The sequence below is a fragment of the Flavobacterium sp. N502536 genome (assembly GCF_025947345.1).
Taxonomy (GTDB): domain Bacteria; phylum Bacteroidota; class Bacteroidia; order Flavobacteriales; family Flavobacteriaceae; genus Flavobacterium.
In genome coordinates this window covers 1838601-1862100 of sequence record NZ_CP110011.1, presented here as the reverse complement: position 1 = coordinate 1862100, position 23500 = coordinate 1838601, and the positions used below count along the sequence as shown (strand labels likewise).

Annotated in this window: 16 protein-coding genes; 9 read left to right on the top strand and 7 right to left on the bottom strand. The window is 37.1% G+C overall.

Annotated elements, in window-relative coordinates:
* Nucleotides 1–33: 33 nt before the first annotated feature.
* Nucleotides 34–1521, top strand: coding sequence for a hypothetical protein (locus OLM61_RS08285; protein WP_264525908.1), 1488 nt, complete (start codon nucleotides 34–36; stop codon nucleotides 1519–1521).
* Between the two features lie 921 nt (nucleotides 1522–2442).
* Here OLM61_RS08285 and OLM61_RS08280 read toward each other — a convergent pair.
* From OLM61_RS08280 to OLM61_RS08260, 5 genes are all read right to left on the bottom strand, one after another.
* Nucleotides 2443–2913: an OsmC family protein gene (locus OLM61_RS08280; protein ID WP_264525907.1), complete on the bottom strand. Its 471-nt coding sequence runs from the start codon at nucleotides 2911–2913 to the stop codon at nucleotides 2443–2445.
* A 533-nt stretch (nucleotides 2914–3446) separates the two neighbouring features.
* Nucleotides 3447–4673, bottom strand: a complete 1227-nt coding sequence (locus tag OLM61_RS08275; protein WP_264525906.1) for a DUF4374 domain-containing protein — start codon at nucleotides 4671–4673, stop codon at nucleotides 3447–3449.
* Nucleotides 4674–4698: 25 nt separating this feature from the next.
* Nucleotides 4699–7062 (bottom strand): TonB-dependent receptor, encoded by a 2364-nt coding sequence (locus OLM61_RS08270; protein WP_264525905.1) that lies wholly within the window; start codon nucleotides 7060–7062, stop codon nucleotides 4699–4701.
* A gap of 121 nt (nucleotides 7063–7183) precedes the next feature.
* Nucleotides 7184–7843, bottom strand: coding sequence for a hypothetical protein (locus OLM61_RS08265; protein ID WP_264525904.1), 660 nt, complete (start codon nucleotides 7841–7843; stop codon nucleotides 7184–7186).
* A 13-nt stretch (nucleotides 7844–7856) separates the two neighbouring features.
* On the bottom strand, nucleotides 7857–8444 hold the full coding sequence (locus OLM61_RS08260; RefSeq protein WP_264525903.1) for an RNA polymerase sigma-70 factor: 588 nt from the start codon (nucleotides 8442–8444) through the stop codon (nucleotides 7857–7859).
* A gap of 660 nt (nucleotides 8445–9104) precedes the next feature.
* Between OLM61_RS08260 and OLM61_RS08255 the strand changes: the two genes are divergently transcribed.
* Nucleotides 9105–9794, top strand: coding sequence for an NUDIX hydrolase (locus OLM61_RS08255; RefSeq protein WP_264525902.1), 690 nt, complete (start codon nucleotides 9105–9107; stop codon nucleotides 9792–9794).
* 51 nt (nucleotides 9795–9845) lie between these two features.
* Here OLM61_RS08255 and OLM61_RS08250 read toward each other — a convergent pair whose 3' ends face one another.
* Nucleotides 9846–10844: a GntR family transcriptional regulator gene (locus tag OLM61_RS08250; protein ID WP_264525901.1), complete on the bottom strand. Its 999-nt coding sequence runs from the start codon at nucleotides 10842–10844 to the stop codon at nucleotides 9846–9848.
* A 101-nt stretch (nucleotides 10845–10945) separates the two neighbouring features.
* Between OLM61_RS08250 and OLM61_RS08245 the strand changes: the two genes are divergently transcribed.
* From OLM61_RS08245 to OLM61_RS08220, 6 genes are all read left to right on the top strand, one after another.
* Nucleotides 10946–12001 (top strand): aldose epimerase family protein, encoded by a 1056-nt coding sequence (locus OLM61_RS08245; RefSeq protein ID WP_264525900.1) that lies wholly within the window; start codon nucleotides 10946–10948, stop codon nucleotides 11999–12001.
* Nucleotides 12002–12053: 52 nt separating this feature from the next.
* Nucleotides 12054–13214, top strand: coding sequence for a galactokinase (gene galK / locus OLM61_RS08240; protein ID WP_264525899.1), 1161 nt, complete (start codon nucleotides 12054–12056; stop codon nucleotides 13212–13214).
* A 17-nt stretch (nucleotides 13215–13231) separates the two neighbouring features.
* Nucleotides 13232–14287: a UDP-glucose--hexose-1-phosphate uridylyltransferase gene (locus OLM61_RS08235; RefSeq protein WP_264525898.1), complete on the top strand. Its 1056-nt coding sequence runs from the start codon at nucleotides 13232–13234 to the stop codon at nucleotides 14285–14287.
* Nucleotides 14288–14526: 239 nt separating this feature from the next.
* On the top strand, nucleotides 14527–16212 hold the full coding sequence (locus tag OLM61_RS08230) for a sodium/sugar symporter (RefSeq protein WP_264525897.1): 1686 nt from the start codon (nucleotides 14527–14529) through the stop codon (nucleotides 16210–16212).
* A 414-nt stretch (nucleotides 16213–16626) separates the two neighbouring features.
* Complete coding sequence (locus tag OLM61_RS08225) at nucleotides 16627–19479, top strand: T9SS type A sorting domain-containing protein (RefSeq protein WP_264525896.1); 2853 nt, start codon at nucleotides 16627–16629, stop codon at nucleotides 19477–19479.
* Nucleotides 19480–19628: 149 nt separating this feature from the next.
* A complete protein-coding gene (locus OLM61_RS08220; RefSeq protein WP_264525895.1) occupies nucleotides 19629–20234 on the top strand; it encodes a hypothetical protein in 606 nt (201 codons plus the stop codon).
* Between the two features lie 354 nt (nucleotides 20235–20588).
* Here OLM61_RS08220 and OLM61_RS08215 read toward each other — a convergent pair whose 3' ends face one another.
* Entirely contained in the window at nucleotides 20589–21839 is a 1251-nt protein-coding gene (locus tag OLM61_RS08215) for an NAD(P)/FAD-dependent oxidoreductase (RefSeq protein WP_264525894.1), read from the bottom strand.
* Nucleotides 21840–21940: 101 nt separating this feature from the next.
* Between OLM61_RS08215 and OLM61_RS08210 the strand changes: the two genes are divergently transcribed.
* Nucleotides 21941–23461 (top strand): HAL/PAL/TAL family ammonia-lyase, encoded by a 1521-nt coding sequence (locus tag OLM61_RS08210; RefSeq protein WP_264525893.1) that lies wholly within the window; start codon nucleotides 21941–21943, stop codon nucleotides 23459–23461.
* Nucleotides 23462–23500: the final 39 nt, after the last annotated feature.

Here is a 23500-nt window from a genome sequence, read left to right as displayed (position 1 = left end):
AGATAAACTATGAGTAATTCCAAATCAGTTGAAATGAATGATATACAGGGACTAATATTACGAGGCTATAATTTTCCTCACATCAGATATATTATTTTCCGCATAGAAGATCCCGACGGAGCAAAACAATTTTGTGCAGATCTTGCTTCGGGAACTGCTCCCGGTGGTTTGTCGATCACCAGTGCAGAACCCTGGGAAAACCTGCAAAAACCGGACTATTGTCTTAATATTGGTTTTACATACTTCGGTTTAGAAAAACTGATAGGTAAAGATAATAGTAAAACGGTCAAGGATGATTCGAGTGCCGAAGTATTTCTAGCCTTTAAAAAAGGAGCAATAACTGATGCCCGACTAATGGGTGACACCGGAGAGAGTGCTCCTGCAAACTGGTGGAAAAACGGAGGGTGGATTGCAAAAGAAGCGCCAAGTACTGATGGCAGTGAGCTTCATATTCAATTGACGCTTTTTACCTTAACCCCTGAAAACAGAGAAAAATACTATTCGGATTTGTTAGGTATGATAGCCAAAACGCCATCAGGACCAGCTGTAGTTCCGGTATATTATCAGGATTCAGATCCCATAACCGTCGACGGAAATTCAGATTATGTACATTTTGGATATCGCGATAGTCTGTCTCAGCCACGTATTGATGATATTTTGTGGAACAAGCCCAAAATGCTAAAATTAATGGGTATAAGCAGCATCGATGACAGGCCAAAGGTACCTTTGGATCGCTTTGTAATAAGTAAGAAAGCAAAGGATTATAATGCCCATACCCTATTAGTAAATGGCACTTTTGCGGCTTTTAGATTGTTGTATCAGGACGAAGCCAAGTTTAATGCTTTCATTCATTCCAACAGTGAAACTTCACCCGAATTAATGGCTGCAAAGATTTGCGGACGCTGGCGCGACGGTACACCTCTTGTTGTATCTCCCAATAAAGAAGATAAAAGTCTGGGAGAACCCAGTACCAAAAACTTCAACTTTACCAACTTTAATTACTTAAAGGCAAGTCCAAATCAGCAAGGCGATCAAAGCAGTGATGAACTGGCTTTAAAATGTCCTTATGCAGCACACATACGGAGAGCAAACCCACGTGATGACATAAACGTAACCGACAATGATGATAATGCCGAAACCCATCGAATTCTAAGGCGGGCATCGCCTTACGGTCCCGTGTATGATCCTGCCGAAAAACCCGGCATACAACGAGGATTGGTTGGATTGTTTATTGGAGCTGTTCTTGATTTTCAGTTTCGTTTTGTTACCAAAGCCTGGTTGGAGCGGGGAGGTTTTAGAAATCCGGATGCATCGCCTAATTACAGTGGTGTTGATCCAATTTTTGGACCACAGGCCGCAGATACTAGTCCGGACAATTCTATTTTTGCTTATAATAAAAAGGGAACTTATGTAGAAACCCCGAACCTAACGCGTTTTGTACGTACAGATGGCAGTTTGTATTTGTTTTTACCCGGAATTTCAGGTTTGAAATTCATCTCGCAAGGGAAAATTCCGGTGTAGCTTAACATCGAGAATTCTTTTTGAAATGGTTAAGAAGGAATTTATTCTTTTTTTGAAATAGAAAAGCGTTGCAGGATTTGCAGCGCTTTTTTGTTTTATTCCTTTTAATTCCATCGAATTCGATGGAATTAAAATTATATCATTGAAAAATTAACGCCATGCAAGAAGAAAATCACAATCCGCAAAATCAAAATCAAGGAATGCTGGCCGTAGCTCAATTTTTATCGGTGCTTTAGTTTAGAGATCAACCTGATTATTTAGCCGAAATTTTTGAGGACATTCTCAAAACCGAAATTGGAGACGATCTCGATCTGCGAACCAAAATGATCAGCTGTATAAAAACCAGCAAAATGCTCGCAAAAGCATTGGAATCCTTCAGCGACCAGGAAATCGAAAAAGCCTGTGTTCAAATCCTGAACCCTTGAAATTATGATAAAGAAAAACGCTGCAAAATTTGCAGCGTTTCCCCAATTAACTACTATAAAAAAAAATAAACTACTTAAACTTCTAATTCGTAAACCATTTCTAAACAACTCTTGTTCAATTCTTATAGTACAAATATACGCCGCATAATACTTAACATTTTTCGGTTTGTAAGACATGGTATAACCTATGTAACAAATGGATTTTCTGTGCAAAATTTAGTAAAAAATAATGCCTTTTCAGAACAACAAAACTATGTTTCGTTCACATTATCAAATACTTAAACAAAAAAAAGTCCAAAAAGGAATTGCTACAAGGAGAGATAACCTCTGAAAATGATGAAAATTTTTGAAATTGAAAATTTGATTTCTAAAAACAACCCCAAAACAGCGAATTAAAATTAAAGCTTTCGTTTTTCAGGATTTGAATCTATGCTAAAATCGCAGAAGTTGAATCCCAATGTTTGGCAGCCTTTTGAAGTAAAAGGTTCTTTATAACTTATGCGGTAAGGAGCTCGCAACTCCCGTGGTGTACTACAGGAAAACTACAGGAATTGGCAATAAAACACAGTTGGTTGGCTTTGGTATGAAGTGTATTCGCCAGTTCGATTTGATCTGCATTCGCAATTTTTACTTTGGGGTATAAATGAACGGCAACAAAGCGCCCGCTTCCGTCAGCGGAAACTTCAAGTGTAGCTTCTGCCTCATCTGAATACTCCAGAACTTCTATACCATTTTGAGAACATACATACAAATACGACATCATATGGCAGGAAACCAAACTGCTCAGCAGCAAATCTTCAGGATTGTACAATTCAGGATCTCCCTTAAAAGCTTTGGCTGCCGAAACCTCTAAAACTGCTTTCCCCTCAATCATAACCTGATGGCTTTTACTGTAAAATCTCTTTGTTGAATCTTTCTGATTTTGCTTTAAAGCCCATTTTATTACTGCTCTGAATAGATGTTTCATTTCGATTGTGTTTTTGTTCTTGCGAAGTTACCATTTTATATGGTTTGCAAATTAGTCTCCTCTACAGATGTAGTTTTATACAAACTCATCATACCACATTGTCATTTCGACCGAAGGGAGAAATCACACCAGAAACTCCGTTCCAGCAGTCCCAATCTTTGTCGAATTTTGCTTGTGATTTCTCCCTGCGGTCGAAATGACACTAGGAACCCCACTCCTGGAATCCCAATCTTTGTCGAATTTCGCATGTGATTTGCTACGCCGATTCGCTATCGCTCGGGTCTCCCTTCGGTCGAAATGACACAAGAAACTCCGCTCCTGGAGTCCCAATCTTTGTCGAATTTTACTTGTGATTTGCTACGCCGATTCGCTATCGCTCGGGTCTCCCTTTGGTCGAAATGACACACGCGAGTTACATTACTTCTTCTATTCGTGATCATTGAAATGGTGGAGCAATTCAAACTTCTTTAAAACAAAAAGTGGCCGGAATTCCTTCCGGCCACTTTTACTCAAATGGGGGTTTGAGTATGTGATTATTTTGTTGGATGTGGTGCTATCAGCTGAACACTAACAGAACCTCCACCGTCTAATGCAGTTCCTTTTTTGAAGGTTCCTGTAGCAGGATCAACTTCGTAAATTGAAGCTACAGCATCAATAGGAGAAATTGCTGTGTAATACTTTCCTTTGTACACCAATGGCGAACGAACCATTGAAACCGGACTTAAAGGTGTATTAATCAACGAAACTGTTTTGTTTTTCAAATCAATTCTAACCAATTGTCCCACGTTTTTTAAACGATCTCTTACCGAAGTCATTAACTCTTCGTACTGAACGGTACCAATTGCAATTCCGTTACCCACATAATTTATTCCCATCAAACAGGCTTGTTTGCCCAATGGTGTTGTTACATCAATAAAATAATCTTTATCAAAATCTGCTGTACCTTTTTTAATACGCACAACTCCTGATTTTCCACCTACACCAGTCCAAAATTTACCGGCACTTGCTACAAAATAATGATTGCCTTCTTCGTCTTTGTCTAATGAGTTTAAGTAATCGTAACCTACTCCACCAGCAGTTGCCGTAGTTTTAATTACTTTTAAATTGTTCATTGCCGGATAATCATAAACTAAAGCTCTTACTCCATCAACGGTATAGGATTTTGATTCGTTATCATAAAAATAACCTCCCAAAATAAGCTTTCCATTGTCTACAAATGCTTTTCCAACAGAAAACTGAACTCCTTTATTGGCTGCGTCATAAGGTACAGCCATTGTTCCTTTTGCTTCTATTGTAAAATCACTTAGTTTAATTCTTGCCCAGCCTACTATACCGTTATTCAAATCCAGTCCGCCTAAAACCAACATGGTATTATCGTCTACGATATTCAGAGATTGAAAATAATTTGGAACCACTCCGTCTGTAAGAATAGCCCCTTTTTCTTTTAAACTTCCGTCTTTACTCATTTCGTACTGAATGAATTTTTTCTGCGGAAGGTTCATCAAATAAACATATTGTTTGTGCCAGATATAACGGGAACCGTTGGCCTCAATACCTTTTCCTTTAAAAGTTAGCGAACCTTCTGTTAAAGAAGGAACCGATGCGATATACTGCAAGTCCTGAGCCCAGCTTGCTATTGTAAAATGTTGTGCGCTTTCTACTTCCACTTCATCTGATTTTGAACTGCAAGATGTTGCAGCTGCAGCAAACAAGACAACGGCAGAAGCCATAAATGTTGTCTTTTTTAAGAACGATTTCATTTTCATTGAATTTAAATTTAATTGGTTATTGTAAAAAATATCTTAGTTTGAGACTGAAAAACCTACCTGGTTTTTGCAGCAGAAAATTATCGTAAATCTGCTTGTCTAAAATATTGCGGCAGGCAAAATTGGCACTGTAACGTCCGTTCTTTCCAAAAGTATAGCCCAAACCGGCATCCTGGACAAACTGAGTTGGGATGTACATTTTTTCGGGTGCTGCTCCAAGGCTTGGCCAGCCCAGATAGTACTGATGTACATAATGTGTACTTGCAAAAAAGGAAATCTTCGGTGTAAATTGAAACAGCTGATCTAAGAACAACCTTGCCTCTGCATTTGCCATTAAATAAGGTGTATTTCGCAATCTGTCTCTATAAACATGATTGGGTGCACCGTTTTCCTCAAAACGCTGCATGTTTCGGATGTCCTGATACGTAAAATTAACTGATGTTTCAAGCCATTGCTTTCGGGCATAGTTAACCTCAGCCTCCACTCCAACGGTTCGTATTTTTCCTAAATTTTCATAGCGGGCGGTTCCCATCAAATCTCCCTCTGCTAACCAAATCAGATTTTTTGTGTCTCTAAAAAATACATTAAGACCAAAATTTACATTCTGAACCGCAGTATGTATGGTCTTCTGAATGGATGTATTAACGTTGAAACTTCTTTCAGGCTTTAAATTGGGCGCATTTACAATTGTATTACCGTTGCCCAGAAGCTCTGTCGCTTCGGGCAATCGGGCTGCATTTTCGACCGAAAACTTTATCGTATATTCTTTTGGAAGCAATACTTTTGAAGAGTATCCAAAGGCCCAAGCATTGTCTTTTGTATGCTGATAAAAGGTTTCTTTCAAACTTTCTCCGTTGTAATCAAATACTGCGGCGTTGGCATTGTAAGCAAAATATTTTGTGAAGAAAATATTCTTCCAGCGATCTTCAAATGAGGTAATCTCATACGATAAACCCGCAATATGTTTATCCAGATCCTGAGGTTCTCTAAGCGGAACTGTCCATTCGGCTTCGGCAATAGCGTCACTGCCCTTTCTTCTGGTACCGGTAAACACATAATTTAAATTTACCTGCTGATTTTCTTTGATCTGATATACAAAATTAACTCTGGCCAATTGCGTATGATCCTCAAACGAATAAATTGACTTTCCTGATCTGATTCCTCCCAATTCTCCATTTACTGTTCCGATAGGTTTTCCTGTCCAATTGTATTTATAGGAGCTGGTATCTGTTGTTGTACCTCTTAATTTATTTATAGAAGCGTACAGGTCTACATTTAAATTTGAAAATAAAAACCCTTTTTTAGAGTAACGTACAGACGGCATGACAAACTTTTCATTGTAGCGCACGTCACCGTACACATAGGCCATTGTTCTTCCGGTCTGTATTCCTCTGTCCTGATCTGATACCGTAATACCGAATAACAGAGCATCGGCCCATTTGACATTGGTAAACCCAATATCTGCTCGAATGGTGTAGGACTTATAATCGTCGTTAAATCTCTTAAATTTTGGATAACCCGGAATAGGTCTTCCGTCTTCTCCTGCAATTTCTACGGTTGGCCCCCAAACGGGATAATTATTGTCTGAATAGTTAAAAAAAGAATTGGTCTGCAAAGTAAAACCCGATTCATTTCTCCATTTTCCGGATATTGCCGAACGATAGGTGTTAAAGGAACCGATGGTTTGCGACACATCGATATAATTTTTAAGGCGGCTGCGTGTCACCAGATTTATAGAGCCTCCAAGTGCATCACCACCAAATGAAACCGGGGTAACTCCTTTATAAACTTCAATTCTTTCGAGTGTATTAATCGAAAAATTATTAATACTAAACGATGACCCAAAATTTTCCATTGGAATACCGTCTATAAAAAACTTTACGGCCTTACCGGATAATCCATTAATCGAATAATTGGTTTCAGATCCCATTCCGCCTGATTCCAGTACACGAACACCAGCTGTTCCGTCCATCAGTCGGTTTAAGTCAACATCTCTTTCGGCCAGTTTTTTTGTATTGATGACAGAAACGGCAAACGGCTGTTCTTTAATTTTGGTTTCAATCGTTTTGCCAAACAAATCAACAGAATTTAACTCAACCGAATTCGATTTTAACGCTATAACAATTTCTTCTTTCTGATTCTGTTCGACAACAACAGCCATTTCCCGGATTTGATAACCCGTCATCGATACGACTAACTGGTATTTTCCTGATGTAATATTTTGAAAAACGAATCTACCTAAGCTGTTACTTTTGACTACAGCAGCAGTGTTTTGCAATTGAATTTCGGCACCGGCAACAGGTTGATTGTTATCGTCAATTATAGACCCCGTAAAATTGGTCTTATCATCATTTTGAGCATAAACCGTAGTACCTACGATCATAAAAATGACCGTTAAAAAAATTCTTTTAAATTGCATCACTGATCATTTATTCCCTAAATCCATAACTTTTTAATTTCAGTTATATCGATTTTTATTATCTATTCTTCTTATTTATTGTCTCTTACAAATTAAAACGTTCCGACAGCCTTGAGCTAAATACTCTCGGCAGGCCTTCTGCTATTTCATCTCTGGTTGCCGTGATTACGTTATATTCAGCATCTGTCATTGCGAGATACGTTTGTCCTTTCTGTAATTTTACTTTGTCCTGATACATATTGGTGCAGCCCGAAGTTCCTGTACCAATGTTAAACTCCCGTACGGTCGCCGAATCACTAATAACCGAAACGGCACCGCAAAACTTAACATCGTTTGCCTGACCCAAAAAATCCATTGAAATGTTGCACTGACTGCCCGGCTCGACCAAAAAAGATAAGTTACCAATGTTTATTTTCTTGATCTCCTGCCCGTTCAGGTTGTTCACCAAAATGTGTGAAGCAAATGTTGACGAGTTATAATAATGCAAACTGATAATGCCAAATAGCACACAGGCCGCAGTGCTTAGTGCTGTATAAAGAAATCTATACTGAGATTTTGGTTTTGCAAGAATGGTCCTGGCCGCAATATTGCTCCACATTTCCTCTTTTAATCCCTGTTGTTGCGGAGAAGTTATGACCTCACGTTCAAAATCTATAACCTTTAACCATTGCTCAACCAATACCCTTTCGGCGGCATCGCATTCGTTTCGCGCATATTTTTCTAATAAATCTGATGTAATAAACACTGTCTTGGTTTTGTTATGTAATTATGTAGTTGCACAAGTCTTCGCTAACCCTACACAGTGGAGTAAAAAAAAGAAGTAAACTGCGAAAAACTTTTAAACGGTCACGAATGTGCCGAAGTGCTCTTGTAATATTTCCTTCAACAGCTTTCTCTGTAATAACAAGCGAGGCGGCAATAGAACGATTGTCCATCCCGTCTTCCCTGCTCATTAAGTATACTTGTCGACAACGTTCCGGAAGTGTATTGATGGCAAGCTGTAGTTCCCGAAGCAAATCCTTATGCAAAATATGCTCTTCTGTGTCGTTAGAAACTTTGCTCATTTCAGCAAAATGAGTACTTTCGTGTTTCTTTTTGGTGGCCCGCTTTCGGTGATACTCCAAAATTTTGAGTTTTAAAGAGCCATATAAATACGCTCTGACTGAGGTTTCTATTTGTAGTTTTTCGCGCCTTTCCCAAATACTGATGAAAATTTGCTGAACAATTTCTTTTGCTGCCTCCTCATCACCTGTATGATGTCTGCAAAAACAAAACAGCTCATTCCAATACAAATCATAGATTTCGGGGAAGTTTTGGGCATTAATATTTAAATATTGCTTTTCCATAGAAATAAAAATATGATGCAAAACTATCTTATTTAGACTAAATAAGATTAGTGGTATTAAAAATTTCTACTGAGATTTTAAATTTGGTATGGGCAATATTCTGATTCTTTGCCGTTTGAAAATTTCAAAAAAAAGTAATTTATAGACAATTTTACTGGGCTGAAGCCTACTTGTAATAGCGATGTGCAAGAAAATTCGGTAACGTTCTTTCGCTTCAAAATCCTTCAACTTTCAAGAACGGCTGTTAGAATGATTTTTCTTTTTTTAAGGATTTTTCATTCTTTTCGCCGATTCATTCCCGCATTCCAAACTTGGTATTGGCTAAAAGATTTCATTTTCGAGTCGAAGTGAAAATTGTATTTAAAAAGCCAATTTGCCCCCAAAATGACGTTTAAAAGATTCTTTAACAAAGTACGAATTTTCCTCCAGTTAGATTGCGTAAAAATGACACTTTGCAGTATAAATAGGCGTTTTATTCAAAAAAACTCGTGAAAAAAGTTAAAAAATGATCGCTTTGATAATGATTTTAGCATCAAAAAACCATTACTTTTGTAGCATGTAACTTTTTCAAACAGTTACATTTTTAAATGCAGAAACGGCATTTACTAAATGGGATAACAGAATAAAGAGACTTATATATTTACCACTAAAAATTTGAATATGCTTAACAGTTATAGTGCTGCAGATAAAGTTTTATTAGCAGTAGATTGTATTATTTTTGGATTTGATCGTGAAGGTTTGAAAATTCTTTTAATCAAAAGAGGTTTTGAGCCGGAAAAAGGAAAATGGTCATTGATGGGAGGTTTATTAAAACAAGATGAAGTACTGGACAATGCCGCGATAAGAGTTTTAAATACCTATACAGGTTTACACGATGTTTATATGGAGCAGCTCTATGCTTACAGTGACATTGATCGCGATCCGGCCGAAAGAACCATTTCGGTTTCGTATTATGCTTTGATTAATATTGAAAACCACAATGCCGAACTCATTAAAAATTACCACGCCCAGTGGTTTAGTGTTGCCGATGCCCCAAGTTTAATTTTTGATCATAACGAAATGGTGGAGCAGGCGATCCGAATATTGCGTTATAAAACTTCGATCAAACCGATTGGCTTTGAATTGCTTCCTGAAAAATTCACCATGCGTCAATTATTAGAATTGTACGAAGCTATTTTGAGTAAAGAATTAGACAAGAGAAACTTTATCAGCAAAATTAATTCAATGGAGATTCTGAACAAACTGGACGAAAAAGACATGCAGTCTTCCCGAAAAGGATCTTACCTCTATACTTTTAATAAGGAAAAATACGAGGAAAAATTACGCAACAATTTTGTCTTAAACTTATAAAAACCCAGACTATACAGGCACAGCCGGAACAATCGCACAAAAGCTAAAAAATTACAGCGAGTTCCGAATCAGCAAAGACGATTTGTTTTCTATTTGTTCTTTCTGTCCCTGGAGTACCATATTGGCCAAAATTTCCCCCATCATTTCAAAATCGGTTGAAATGGTGGTAATGCCATTGGCCACAATCTTTTTTAAAGGGGTTTCGTTATAAGAAATAATCCCGAAATCGGTGCCAAGTTTAAGACTTTGCGATCTTGCATTTTCAATTACGCGAACCAGATCACGATCGTTTGGAATGATATACAAATCCCCTACTCCAATTTCGCCGTTTGTAAATTCGGTGATGATATCATAGTTCAGATCGTACTGGGTACAAAAAGCAATAAATCCGGTTTTCATTCCCAATGGTTCTCTAAATCCGGGAAAAATCAGAATGAGTTTTTTATACTTATTCATTCTCGCTTTTCCTTTAATTAAACCTTCAAAAATATCTTTTTCGTGGTTTTGATAGATCGCCGGATACGATTTCAAATCCGGATTGGTTTGATCCAGTATGATAACTTCCCCTACTGGTAGGTTTTTTATCGCATCGGTCACATCGGCTAAATTGGTCGGCATGATAATGTATTTGGTGTAATTTCCGTTACTGTCTGTAATCAGTTTTTGAAATACCTGCACATTAAAGTGATGAAAGAAAATATCGACCTGAACATTTTTCCCAATGTTTTTTAGAAACGAATTGTAGATGTCCTCCTTAAAACTGTTTAACTCGTCAAACAATAAAAAAATCTTCTGCTTGATATTGATTTCAACGCTTTTAACATAATATCCCTTGCCTGGAATAGCATAAATAATTCCTCTTTTTTTGAGCTCATCGTAACCCAATAATACCGTATCCCGCGACAATGAAAAAGCCAGACAAACTTTATTTACCGATGGAAGCCGATCGCCTTTTACCAGTTTTTCTTCTTCAATTGCTTTTTCAATCGACAGGATTATCTGTTTGTATTTGGGCAAACCAAGATTACTTTGAATGGAAATTATATTCATACAAAATGGATTTTGGCGCAATATACAAAAAACTGGTAGGTACTGGTATGTAAAAACAGATATTGTTTCTATTTTTGGATTTCATTTTTGGTAAAAAAAATATGGAAATAAAACACATATCTCATATTCTGGATGGATCTGCTATAAAATCGTTTGGTTTATTATCCGATAACGAAGAAATTCTTTCTTTGGAATTAAAGAATAAAAACGGAATGAAAGCGCAAATTATCAATTACGGTGCAACCTTGACCTCTTTACAAATTCCGGTTGCAACGGGCGGGTATGTTGATGTTGTTTTGGGTTTCGATACTTTAGAATCTTATCTGGCTTCTTATCATTTACCAAGTGCTCCTTATTTCGGGACTACCGTTGGGCGTTATGCCGGACGAATCGATAAAGGCGCTTTTACTTTAAACGATACAACCTTTCAACTGAATACCAATAATAACGGCAATGCCTTACATGGCGGAAACGTTGGCTTTGGACAAAAAGTATGGAACATTACGCATATTACTTCCGGCGATAATCCTTCGGTAACTTTAAGTCTGTGGAGTGCAGATTTAGAAGAGTATTACCCCGGAGATTTACAGGTTGATCTGACGTATACTTTAACAGAAGAAAACGAATTAAAATTAGACTATACCGCTACCTCAACAAAAGATACGGTCGTAAATCTTACGCATCACAGTTATTTTAATCTTGACGGACATGCTACAGACCTGTCCAAACAAACGCTGTTTATTGCTTCTGATAAAATACTGGAAACCAACACTGAGCATATTCCAACCGGAAATTTCACGGCTCTTCTGCATCATAATTTTGATTTCAGAACGGCTAAGAAATGTCCGCAATCCATTGACAATTCTTTTGTAATTGAATCAGAAAATGAGGTTGCTGCCATTTTATTCAGCACTACAAATAAGCTGCAGATGAAGGTTTTTACCGATCAGCCCAGCGTTCATATTTATGTAGGCGGCAATTGTTTTGAAACTTTAAAAGGAAAAGAAAATGCCGCTTATCATCCCTTTAGCGGAATTTGTTTTGAAACACAAAACTTTCCGGATGCGCCTAATCACGTACATTTTCCGAATTCGGTTTTGAAGAAAGGCGAGATTTACCGTCACAAAACCGTTTACCGATTTGAAAACATAAACTAATACTTTACAAAAAACTACCCTAACTAAAAGCTATTTCTTCAACCACAACACAATGAATGATATTTTAATACAAAACACCACCGCCTTTTTTGAGAAGTCGTTCGGATCGGCTCCTCAAAAAGTGGTGCTCTCTCCCGGAAGGATCAATATCATCGGAGAACATATTGATTACAATGACGGCTATGTTTTACCTGCGGCCATCGACAAAATAATTTGTTTTGCCTTTGAGAAAAACAATACCAAAAGCTCCAAAATAATTGCAATCGATTTAAACGAAGCTTTTGAAATTGATTTAACAGCAGAAATCCGTTTGAGTGATGACGTCTGGACGAATTATCTTCGTGGTGTGATCAAACAATTACAAGATAACGGTTTTGTATTTGAAGGTTTCAACTGTGTCTTTAGCAGCAACATTCCGGTTGGTTCCGGTTTATCTTCTTCGGCCGCTTTAGAATGCGGAATGATTTTCGGGATCACGGCACTCTTCGATCTGGAAATCAAAAAGGCCGATATCGCTTTGCTAGGACAAAAAGCCGAACATTGGGTGGGTATCAATTGTGGTATTATGGATCAGTTTTCAAGTGTTCATGGCCTTACAAACAAGGTTATAAAACTAGATTGCAATACTTTGGATTTTGAATATCACAATGCCGATTTTAAAGATTATGCGCTGGTTTTGTTTGACAGCAATGTAAAACATTCTCTTTTCAGCTCGGAATACAATACCCGAAGACTGGAGTGTGAAGAAGGTTTGGCTATTATAAAACATCATTTTCCACAAATAAAAAGTTTTAGAGATTGTACCAAAGAACAACTTTTAAGCCTTCAGGATCAAATGAGTCCTACTGTTTTTAAAAGGGTACATTTTGTTGTAAAAGAAATCAACCGTGTGATCAAAGCCTGTGAAGCTTTAGATCAGGGAAATATTGAACTTTTAGGACAATTGCTTTTTGAAGCACATTATGGGTTATCACAAGAATATGAAGTAAGCTGTCCCGAACTGGATATGCTCGTAGAGAATGCCAAAGCAGATGAATTTATTGTTGGATCTCGCCTAATGGGGGGTGGTTTTGGGGGGTGCACCATCAATTTTATTAAAAAAGGGCATGAAAATGAGGTGAAAAATAAGTTTTCAAATCTTTATTTAAATACATTTGGGATTGAATTAAAATTCTATGATGTAACAATCTCTAACGGAACAAGACTACTTTAATATCACAAAAACTACAAATGAAAAATTTTGACATTAACGAAGATCCACACAGACGTTTCAATCCATTACTAAACGAATGGATTTTAGTATCACCACACCGTGCAAAACGTCCGTGGCAAGGGCAAAACGAGACTCTTGCAACTGAAACTCTTCCAAAACATGACTCCACCTGTTATTTATGTCCGGGTAATGTTCGTGCTAACGGAGATCACAATCCTGTTTACAAAGACAGCTTTGTCTTTGAGAATGATTTTGCTGCTATGAAGCAGGACGAAATTATATTTGAAGAGGATATCAAACACACTTTTTTTAAGGCAAAACCCGAGCAGGGAATTTCCAGAGTAGTTTGTTTCTCTCCAAGACACGACCTTACTTTACCGGAGATGGAAATCGACGGAATTGAAAACATTATCAAAACCTGGCAAAAAGAATACACCGATCTGGGAAGCATCAAATACATCAATCACGTTCAGATTTTTGAGAACAAAGGAAGTATTATGGGCTGCAGCAATCCACATCCTCATGGGCAAATCTGGGCACAATCATCCCTTCCAACCCAAGTGGAAAGAACGCAAAGCAGTTTAAAATCATACTTTGACAAAAACCATCGAACGCTGCTTCAGGACTATATTCAGGCTGAATTAAGAACAGGAGATCGTGTGGTAATCGAAAACGATGACTTTATTGCTCTGGTTCCGTTTTGGGCAACATGGCCTTACGAAACGATGATTGTCAGCAGAAGAGCCCTGAATAAAATCACTGATTTTACTCCGGAAGAAACCAATTCTTTTGCCCTGATTTTAAAACAACTGACCATTAAGTACGATAATTTATTCAGTACTTCTTTTCCTTATTCTTCAGGAATTCACCAATCGCCTACAGATGGTTTAGAGCATCCGGAATGGCATTTTCACATGCATTTTTATCCGCCTTTATTGCGATCAGCAACAGTAAAGAAATTTATGGTGGGTTATGAAATGCTGGGCGAATCCCAAAGAGATATTACCCCTGAAAAAAGTGCCGAAATTTTAAGACAGCAATCAGACATTCATTACAAATCAAAAACAAAATAAGACGCATAAAGTAAATACTCTTTTAAAAACCGCATAACAACAATGTGTTCGCAATTGTTTATTATACTTTTTGGCTCTGGACCTCATTATTACAATACCAATCAAAAAAAGACAGTTAATTAATTTTAAACCCATATCAAAACAAAAAACATTATTTAAACCACCTATCGAAATACTGTTTTTTTACCCTACTATTAATCAAACAATCACCTTTACTAATTATAAAATTATTATCATCAATGAACCAGACCCTTGCCTTCGCAGATTATGCGGTTTTTATTATTTACTTTATCGTGGTCTCGGCCTACGGTTATACGGTTTACCGAAAACGTAAACAAGACGAACAAGATGCTAAAGCTTACTTTTTGGCCGAAGGAAACCTAACCTGGTGGGCTATTGGAGCATCTTTAATTGCCTCCAATATCTCGGCAGAACAATTCATCGGAATGAGTGGTGAAGGTTTCTTTTTAGGAATTGCCGTTGCCGCTTACGAATGGATAGCCGCTATTAGTTTGATCGTAGTAGCTGTTTGGTTTATTCCCGTGTACCTTAAAAACAAGATTTACACGATGCCACAATTCTTAAAAACACGTTACAATGAATCGACTGCTCTAATCATGGCAGTCTTCTGGTTGTTTTTATATGTTTTTGTAAACTTAACTTCGATTTTGTATTTAGGAGCCGTTGCTATTAATGGTATGGCCGGAGGCGAATATCTGCATGTTATCATGATTGGATTGGCTCTGTTTGCTTTGTTTATCTCTCTTGGAGGTATGAAAGTTGTTGCTTATACCGACGTTATTCAGGTTGCCGTTTTAATTATTGGAGGTTTGGTCACTTCTTATATCGCTTTAACAACCGTGGGGCATTATTTTCATGTTGGTGAAAATGCAATCGAAGGTTTTAAAGTATTAATGAGAGAAGCTCCGGAACATTTTAAAATGATTATCCCAAAACCAACTGCAACATCCTCTCAGCTTGATATTAACAAATACCTGACATTCCCAGGCCTCATGTCTTACCTTGCCGGTATCTGGATCATCAACTTAAATTACTGGGGATGCAACCAATATATTACACAAAGAGCTCTGGGTGCCGATTTACAAACCGCGCGTACTGGTATTTTATTTGCAGGTATGCTGAAATTGTTAATGCCTTTAATTGTAATGTTACCCGGTATTGCCGCTTATGTTTTATACCAAAACGGACACTTACCACAATTAGTGGGAGGAAAAGACGGCGCTTATTCTGCTGTACTGACTTTCTTGCCTACAGGATTAAAAGGACTTTCGGTAGCAGCATTAACCGCTGCAATCGTAGCTTCGTTAGCCGGAAAAGTAAACAGTATTTCGACTATCTATACGCTGGATATTCATAAAAAATACATTCAGAAAGAAGCTGGCGAAAAACAGCAGGTAAACATTGGCCGAATTGCCGTTTTTGCTGCAATGCTTTTAGCCGTGTTGTTTACATGGAATGATATTTTAGGAATTGGTGGCGTTGGCGGATTTACCTACATCCAAAAATACACCGGATTTATTAGTCCCGGAGTTTTTGCCATGTTCGTTTTAGGTATGTTCTGGAAACGAACTACCGGAGCTGCTGCCGTAGTGGGTGTAATTTTAGGGTTTGTACTGTCGGTACTATTCAACGAATATGCTCCTGCATTATTTGGAAATGAGACCTTGTTGTATACCGCTTATCCAAACGGAAAAGGAGCCTTTGAAATCCCGTTCCACATCTGTATGGGGCTATCCTTTATCTTTACCGCTCTGGCAATGATCGTAATAAGTTTTGCGGGACCAAAAGTAAACCCTAAAGCATTTGAAATCGATTCGGAAATGTTTAAAGTAAAACCGCAAACGACCGTTTTAATCGTCATTACCCTATTGATAATTGCAGGTTTGTACATTAAATTCTGGTAGTATACCTTTTTGAAAACAAAAAATCACATTTTTTTTTATTATGTGATTTATTTAGCATAAAACTTCTTTTTTAGAAGCTATTAATCAAGCTTTTACGCATTAAATTCATTTAAACCCGACAAGTTTTAGAGCTTGTCGGGTTTTTAATTTTTACAGGTTACGGCCTTATTTCACACTATTTCTCACAAAATAGTCTTCCCTAAATTTTTTACTTTTTTCTTCGAAATAAAAAACAAAAATACTCAAATTCAAATATTTCACTTACAATATGCTGTGCTTGCATAAAGTAATTTCTTACTATATTTGATTTTGATATTGCTTTTTTCAGCTGCAGCAAATTATTTTTAGAAATAGGCAATACATCTCTAAGTACTTAGAATTAACAGAATGTATAACAAAACAACCTTTTTTATTATGCTGAAAAATTTAAAACTTTTATTACTATCTATTTTTATCTGCTGTATTCCTACTATAACAAAAGCACAGTTGGGCAGCTCCTGTGGAATTCCAAATTGGTATTCCGCCACACAATATTCCAGTAACTCTTATGTCCGTTACAATAATATTGTCTACAAAAACAATTCCTGGTCGCAAGGAGCCGGCACTACTCCCGGATCTAGCAGTGTTTGGTCGGCAGTAGGAAACTGTGACGAACAGTTAATTCTTAATAATCCATCTCTGGCTTATACCGCATGCAGTACTGTTTCTGAATGGAACAGCGCAACCCCCAACTACAATGCAAACAACATTATAAGATACAGCAATGGTGTCTATAAAGCCAAGTATTGGGTCGCCGGAACAGAAATTCCTGATCAGTCTTCGGCCTACACCTTTCTTGGTGTGTGTATCAAGCCCATAGCCATTTCTCCTGCCTACGCAGATGGACAAATTATTATAAAAAGCACCTTATCGGCTATCAATCTTACCGCATCACTCAATCTCTACGGTTTTTCGGCCACACAAAATAAGGTCGAAATAAAAAAGACAACAGAGTCTTCTTATACGACTTACAATATGAGTTTATCCGGCAACACCATATCGTACAACTGGACCCCGGCCGCTTATGGGGATTACAACATTCGATATACCACTGTAAATTCGATCGGAATAAGCACCGTAGTAAACACAACTGTTAAAATTGCGGTTACTGCTCCTGCTGTGATCACTATTACCGGTCCGCCAAACGCTACTTCCTATTCTCAACTTAATTTTTCGCCTATAAGCATTACTTTTACTATTCAGCCTTCGTCCGGAAGTTCCATTAGCAGCATACTGTTTAAAGATCTTACCGCCGGAACGAATACTAATGTGACTACCAATCCCCAAAATTCTTATACCTTCAATTGGACACCACAGAATTATGGAAACAATTCACTACAAATAGCAGTCACAGACAACAATGGGACCACAGCAACATCCGGTTTACAACTTACTATTGTAAATCCTGCCACACAAAATATTTCCTTTGCTTCGCTTCCAAATCAAATAAAAGCGATTAACGGAATACAAAAAACATTCGTGTTCGATAAGACGATCACTTCATTAAAAAGAAGGAACGTTACGGTATTTGATTATACTATTACCGGAAATACTTTAAAAATTACCCCTAAAAAAGCGGGCAGATCCGGACTTCAAATAACCACTTCAGATGGTGCGGTATACCATCTTGGTTTAAGAATAGACAATGCCAATGGAAGCCCATTACGATATCCTGATTATGTTTCTGTTGGATCTGTATCCGAAGACACTAACGATGATGTCAATTTTTTCAATGACAATATCGACAACACCAATCTGCTCAAGAACAACAGAATGGATGTAAGATACATCTATATCAATGGAGGACCAATAGCCGGATGGAATACGTGGCAGCCTGACAGAGCTATAAAATTTGCAAAGAATTCTTTAAAAATGGGCCTTATTCCTTTCTTTATTTTTTATAACATTCCAGACGGAAGCGAATCTTACGACCTGGATCTGGCACACGTAAAAGATCCTTCCTATATGACGGCTTATTTCAATAACCTCAACCTTTTTCTGAATCAGGTTAAAGCTGAACTGGGAGATGAGTTTTTTGGAGTGGTATTAGAGCCTGATTTTCTGGGCTATATGCAGCAGTATAACGAACCGATAACTACTACAACAGCCGTAAATGCAACAAGTATTGCCCAAAATGTAGGTACTTTGAAAACGCTGGTAGAAAGAATCAATTTTGAGCTCAACAAAAAAAGAACAGACGAAAACCTGAATATGGAATTTGGTTGGCAGCTCAATCTTTGGGCAAAAGCTGGTGTAGCCGGCCCAAAAGGAATTATCAGAGAAACGGATACTGGCACCTTTACTACCCAGCTTAACAAAATTAAACAAACCGCTGCAGATATTTTTCAATACACCAATAGTATGGGGATTATGTCTAATAATGCCGACTTTATTTCTATTGACAAATATGGTCTTGATGCTATGGGCGCCGGAAGTACAGGTAATCCCGCTGATCCCTTCTCTTATACCTGGTTTTGGAATAATGACCACTGGATGAATTACCTGAATTTTGTTCAAAAACTTTATGAAACCTCTGGTAAACATGTTGTCCTCTGGCAAATCCCGGTAGGACATATCAATGGTTCAGAGACTCTAAATGAACGAACAGCAGCTCCTTTTCAAATTTTAAATAATACCAGCCAGCACTACGAAGACTCTGCTACTACTTTTTTCTTTGGAGATACCGTAAATTTCTCAAATGACGCGACACGTTATAACTATTTCAGCCAGAATAAACATGCCGACCCTAAACTTCAGGTTAATCCCACCACAAAAAAAGTGACTTTTGGAAATCACTTTGCAGAGGTAAAAAGTAGCGGAACCAAGCTTGTATTAATGGGAGCAGGTGTAGGAGCCAGTACAGATGGAATTGGAAACCCGGGAACTACTCTCACCGATGATCATTTTTGGATTCAAAAATTGCAGGATTATTATATCAATCAAACTTCCAATACTAGCAAGTCAAGTACTACCGCTGCTACTATAAATGATGATCTAAAATTTGATTCTTCACTAATTGTCTATCCTAACCCTGTTAAAGAAGAACTGAACATCAACACAGAAGAAAAAGTAGACGTTGTATATGTTTTTGATGTGAATGGTAAAAATGTTCTTACCGTAAAAAATAAAAATAAAATCAATCTCTCCGAACTTCAAAGCGGATGGTATATAGTAGCCGTAAAACTTGAAAATGGTAAAAAGATCTCTAACAAAATATTAAAAAATTAAAATAGGATCTTAAGCGTAGAAATTATTTTTGAATATTAAGAAAAAAGAGGATGTTAAATGACATCCTCTTTTTTATTTGCAGAATAAATTTTAATTAATTGTTTTTGTTAATTTTAGCAAAAGAAACTAACCTTAATCAAACCAAAAAAATGAAAAAACTAATTCTTACCGTATTCCTTATTTCCAGTGCTGCTTTTGCTCAGGACATGAATGTTGTTCAGGGAAATTTTGATTTCTTAAAAGATCAGAAAGAAATCAATACCGAATTTGATTACAGCAACTTTACGATGATGAAAGAAAAAAAATCGGAAGCACAGTATGTCCAGGAGCATAAAGCCGAGTTAGATCAAAAGGCAAAAGGCAATGGAAACATCTGGGAGAAAAAATGGATCAATGCAAAAGACCAAATCTGGACTCCTAAATTTCTGGAAATTGCAAATATTGTTTTAACTAAAGAAAAAAAGGATTTGAACTTTCAGGAAAATTTAAAAACACCTTATACTTTAATCGTAACAGCGGTGTGGATTTATCCGGGTTGGGATGCCGGAATTATGAAACAACCTGCAAAAGTAACTACCAATTTAAAATTTGTTGAAACCGCAAATAAATCAAAGGTACTTTTGGAAATTACAAGCGAAGAAGCCCCAGGGGATCAATGGGGAAGCAATTTTAGCAACGAAACCAGAATTGGTGAAAGCTTTGCTAAAACAGCAAAATCAATGTCTAAATTGATCGTAAAAAAAGCTTATAAATAAAAAGATAAAAGGGGCAGTCTAAAACATGCCCCTTTCCTATACCTCAAAGAGACAAACTATAGAGATGAAATATACCGCTCCGCCGGAGCTTTCTTCCTGACTCACCATATATGCTATAAATATTTTGCTCCAACGGAGCAAACAATGCTAATTATCTAAATAAAACAGAAAAAAAACATTCTCTTTTTTTATCCCAGAGGGATAAAATATTTATAGAAAATAGGTTCATTTATTGATAACAGCCCTGTAGGGGCGAAATAGGACGCTCCGCTGGAGCTTTCTTCCCAACTGGATTTATTAAATATTTTAATCCGACGGAGTAAACAATGCCAATTACCTAAAAAAAAGCCCTGATTATTCAGGGCTTTGTTCTTTTTGCATATTCAATAAATACGCCATATTCTTAATCACATGATCGTGTTTTTTCACAAACGGATTTTCCTCGTTCCAAACATATCCCGCCAATACCGAACATATCTTTTCCTTCACATCCGGGTTTTCCGGCTGATGAAAAAATAAAGTCTGAAGATTTCCTGTGTACCATTCCTGTACATAAGTGGTAAAAACCGAAATGCCTCGTTTCATATATTGTGTAAATTCAACTTCCCAATCCACAGCGATTCCTTGTGATTCTTTAAGGTACAATTTTGCTGCCAACATTCCGGATTCAGTTGCAAAGGCAACTCCCGAAGAGAAAACAGGATCTAAAAATTCCGAACTGTTACCCGTCAAAGCAAAACCATCGCCATACATTCTTTTTACCGCTCGCGAATAATTTTCGAGTTTTACCGGTTCAAACAAAAACTCCGTTCCTTTAAATCTTTTGATATAATAATCGGATTTCTGAATGGCATTTTTTAAAGCCTCGGCATTGTCTTTATTTTCTGAAAGCGAATTAATAAAATCGGTTGGTCCTACCACTCCTAAACTGGTATTCCCATTAGAGAAAGGAATTACCCATAACCAGACTTCGGTTTCCAGAATATCAAAGGAAATTTGGGTTCCTTCTTCTCCTTCTTCTCTGTTAATATCTTTTACATGCGTAAATATCGAAGAATGCGGATCTAATTTTGAAGGGGTATCCAAATCTAAAAGTCTTGGTAAAACACGCCCGTATCCACTGGAATCAATGATAAATTTAGCATGGATTTCTTTTAGATTTCCATCCTTATCTTTTACAATTGTTTTAGAGTTTTTGCCCTCAAAAGAAACTTCCAGAACCTCTGTTTCAAATTCCAGATCAATCCCTTTTCTTAGTACTTCCTGCGCCATCGTATGGTCAAAATCTGCACGTGGCACCTGCCAGGTCCAGTCCCAGCCTTCTCCAAATTTCTTGCTGAAATCAAAAACACAAATTTCTTCTCCTCTGATAAAACGAGCACCAAGTTTTTTCTCAAAATTCATTGCGTCAAGACTTTCAAAAAGCTCAGCCTCAGCAAAATGATCCATTACTCGCGGGATAAGACTTTCTCCTACGACAAGTCTTGGAAACCTCGTTTTTTCAACTACTTTTATCTTAATATTGTTTTTATGAAGATACGATGCCGAGACACATCCTGATGGTCCTGCGCCAATGACTAAAACATCTACAAACTCCTTTATCATATTAAAATTATTATCAATTATTAACCTACATTTGCCATCATCAAAATAACTACATTTATTTTGATAAATAAAATTAAATTAGCACAACCAAAAACGATTTAATGAATACAATTAATGAATATTTAAGTTTAGCAGAATTCGAATCTATTATTTTTGCAAACAACAAAGTTTCGATAAGCGATGCTGTTTTAAACAGAGTGAATGAAAGCTTCAATTTCCTAAAAGAATTTTCAGGAAACAAAGTAATATATGGCGTAAACACTGGTTTCGGACCAATGGCCCAATATCGGATTAAAGAATCTGATCAAATACAATTACAATACAATTTAATTAGAAGCCATTCTTCGGGAACAGGAAAACCTTTAAGCCCTGTTTGTGCAAAAGCAGCGATCCTGGCTCGTTTAAATACTTTATCATTGGGTAATTCGGGTGTTCATCCTTCTGTAATTCACCTAATGGCAGAACTAATCAACAAAGACATTACCCCTCTTATTTTTGAACATGGTGGTGTAGGTGCCAGCGGAGATTTGGTACAATTATCACATTTGGCTTTAGTTTTAATAGGTGAAGGCGAAGTTTTTTACAAAGGAGACCGAAGACCAACTGCTGAAGTTTTTGAAATTGAAGGTTTAAAACCGATTCAGGTAGAAATCAGAGAAGGTCTGGCGTTAATAAACGGAACTTCGGTAATGACCGGAATTGGGGTTGTAAATGTGCATCATGCCAATAAATTATTAGACTGGTCTTTAAAATGTTCCTGTGCAATTAACGAATTGGTTCAGGCTTACGACGATCACTTCTCAGAAGAATTAAACCAAACCAAACGTCATAAAGGACAACAGGAAGTAGCCTCAAGAATGAGACAAAATCTTTCAGACAGTACCTTAATCCGTAAAAGAGAAGACCACTTATATTCAGGAGAAAATACAGAAGAAATCTTTAAAGAAAAAGTTCAGGAATACTATTCATTACGTTGCGTACCTCAAATTTTAGGTCCGGTTTTAGAAACGATCCAAAATGTTGCTTCTATTCTTGAAGACGAATTTAACTCGGCAAACGACAATCCTATTATAGATGTAAAAAACAAACACGTTTATCACGGAGGAAACTTCCACGGCGATTATATTTCGCTGGAAATGGATAAACTGAAAATTGTTATTACCAAGCTAACCATGCTGGCCGAACGTCAGTTGAATTACCTATTGAATTCAAAGATCAACGAAATCCTTCCTCCGTTTGTTAACTTAGGAACTTTAGGATTTAATTTCGGAATGCAGGGAGTACAGTTTACCGCTACCTCAACAACTGCCGAAAGTCAAATGTTGTCTAACCCAATGTATGTTCACAGTATCCCGAACAACAACGACAATCAGGACATTGTAAGTATGGGAACCAATGCAGCAGTTATTACCTCAAAAGTTATCGAAAATGCTTTTGAAGTTTTAAGTATCGAAATGATTACCATTGTTCAGGCAATTGATTATTTAGCACAAAAAGACAAAATTTCATCTGTTACCAAAAAATGGTATGACGATGTTCGAAACATCATTCCTGAATTTAAAGAAGATCAGGTTATGTATCCTTTTGTACAAAAAGTAAAAGATTATCTGATTCACAGTTAATACTTAATTTTACATTATTAATATTGAACCTTTAAAATC

Bases quoted from the DNA above. Each gene is read 5' to 3' on its own strand.
- OLM61_RS08285 (WP_264525908.1), top strand. From the start codon at position 34: ATGAATGATATACAGGGACTAATATTACGAGGCTATAATTTTCCTCAC.
- OLM61_RS08280 (WP_264525907.1), bottom strand. From the start codon at position 2,913: ATGAAACATCTATTCAGAGCAGTAATAAAATGGGCTTTAAAGCAAAAT.
- OLM61_RS08275 (WP_264525906.1), bottom strand. From the start codon at position 4,673: ATGAAATCGTTCTTAAAAAAGACAACATTTATGGCTTCTGCCGTTGTC.
- OLM61_RS08270 (WP_264525905.1), bottom strand. From the start codon at position 7,062: ATGATCGTAGGTACTACGGTTTATGCTCAAAATGATGATAAGACCAAT.
- OLM61_RS08260 (WP_264525903.1), bottom strand. From the start codon at position 8,444: ATGGAAAAGCAATATTTAAATATTAATGCCCAAAACTTCCCCGAAATC.
- OLM61_RS08255 (WP_264525902.1), top strand. From the start codon at position 9,105: ATGCTTAACAGTTATAGTGCTGCAGATAAAGTTTTATTAGCAGTAGAT.
- OLM61_RS08250 (WP_264525901.1), bottom strand. From the start codon at position 10,844: ATGAATATAATTTCCATTCAAAGTAATCTTGGTTTGCCCAAATACAAA.
- OLM61_RS08245 (WP_264525900.1), top strand. From the start codon at position 10,946: ATGGAAATAAAACACATATCTCATATTCTGGATGGATCTGCTATAAAA.
- galK (WP_264525899.1), top strand. From the start codon at position 12,054: ATGAATGATATTTTAATACAAAACACCACCGCCTTTTTTGAGAAGTCG.
- OLM61_RS08235 (WP_264525898.1), top strand. From the start codon at position 13,232: ATGAAAAATTTTGACATTAACGAAGATCCACACAGACGTTTCAATCCA.
- OLM61_RS08230 (WP_264525897.1), top strand. From the start codon at position 14,527: ATGAACCAGACCCTTGCCTTCGCAGATTATGCGGTTTTTATTATTTAC.
- OLM61_RS08225 (WP_264525896.1), top strand. From the start codon at position 16,627: ATGCTGAAAAATTTAAAACTTTTATTACTATCTATTTTTATCTGCTGT.
- OLM61_RS08220 (WP_264525895.1), top strand. From the start codon at position 19,629: ATGAAAAAACTAATTCTTACCGTATTCCTTATTTCCAGTGCTGCTTTT.
- OLM61_RS08215 (WP_264525894.1), bottom strand. From the start codon at position 21,839: ATGATAAAGGAGTTTGTAGATGTTTTAGTCATTGGCGCAGGACCATCA.
- OLM61_RS08210 (WP_264525893.1), top strand. From the start codon at position 21,941: ATGAATACAATTAATGAATATTTAAGTTTAGCAGAATTCGAATCTATT.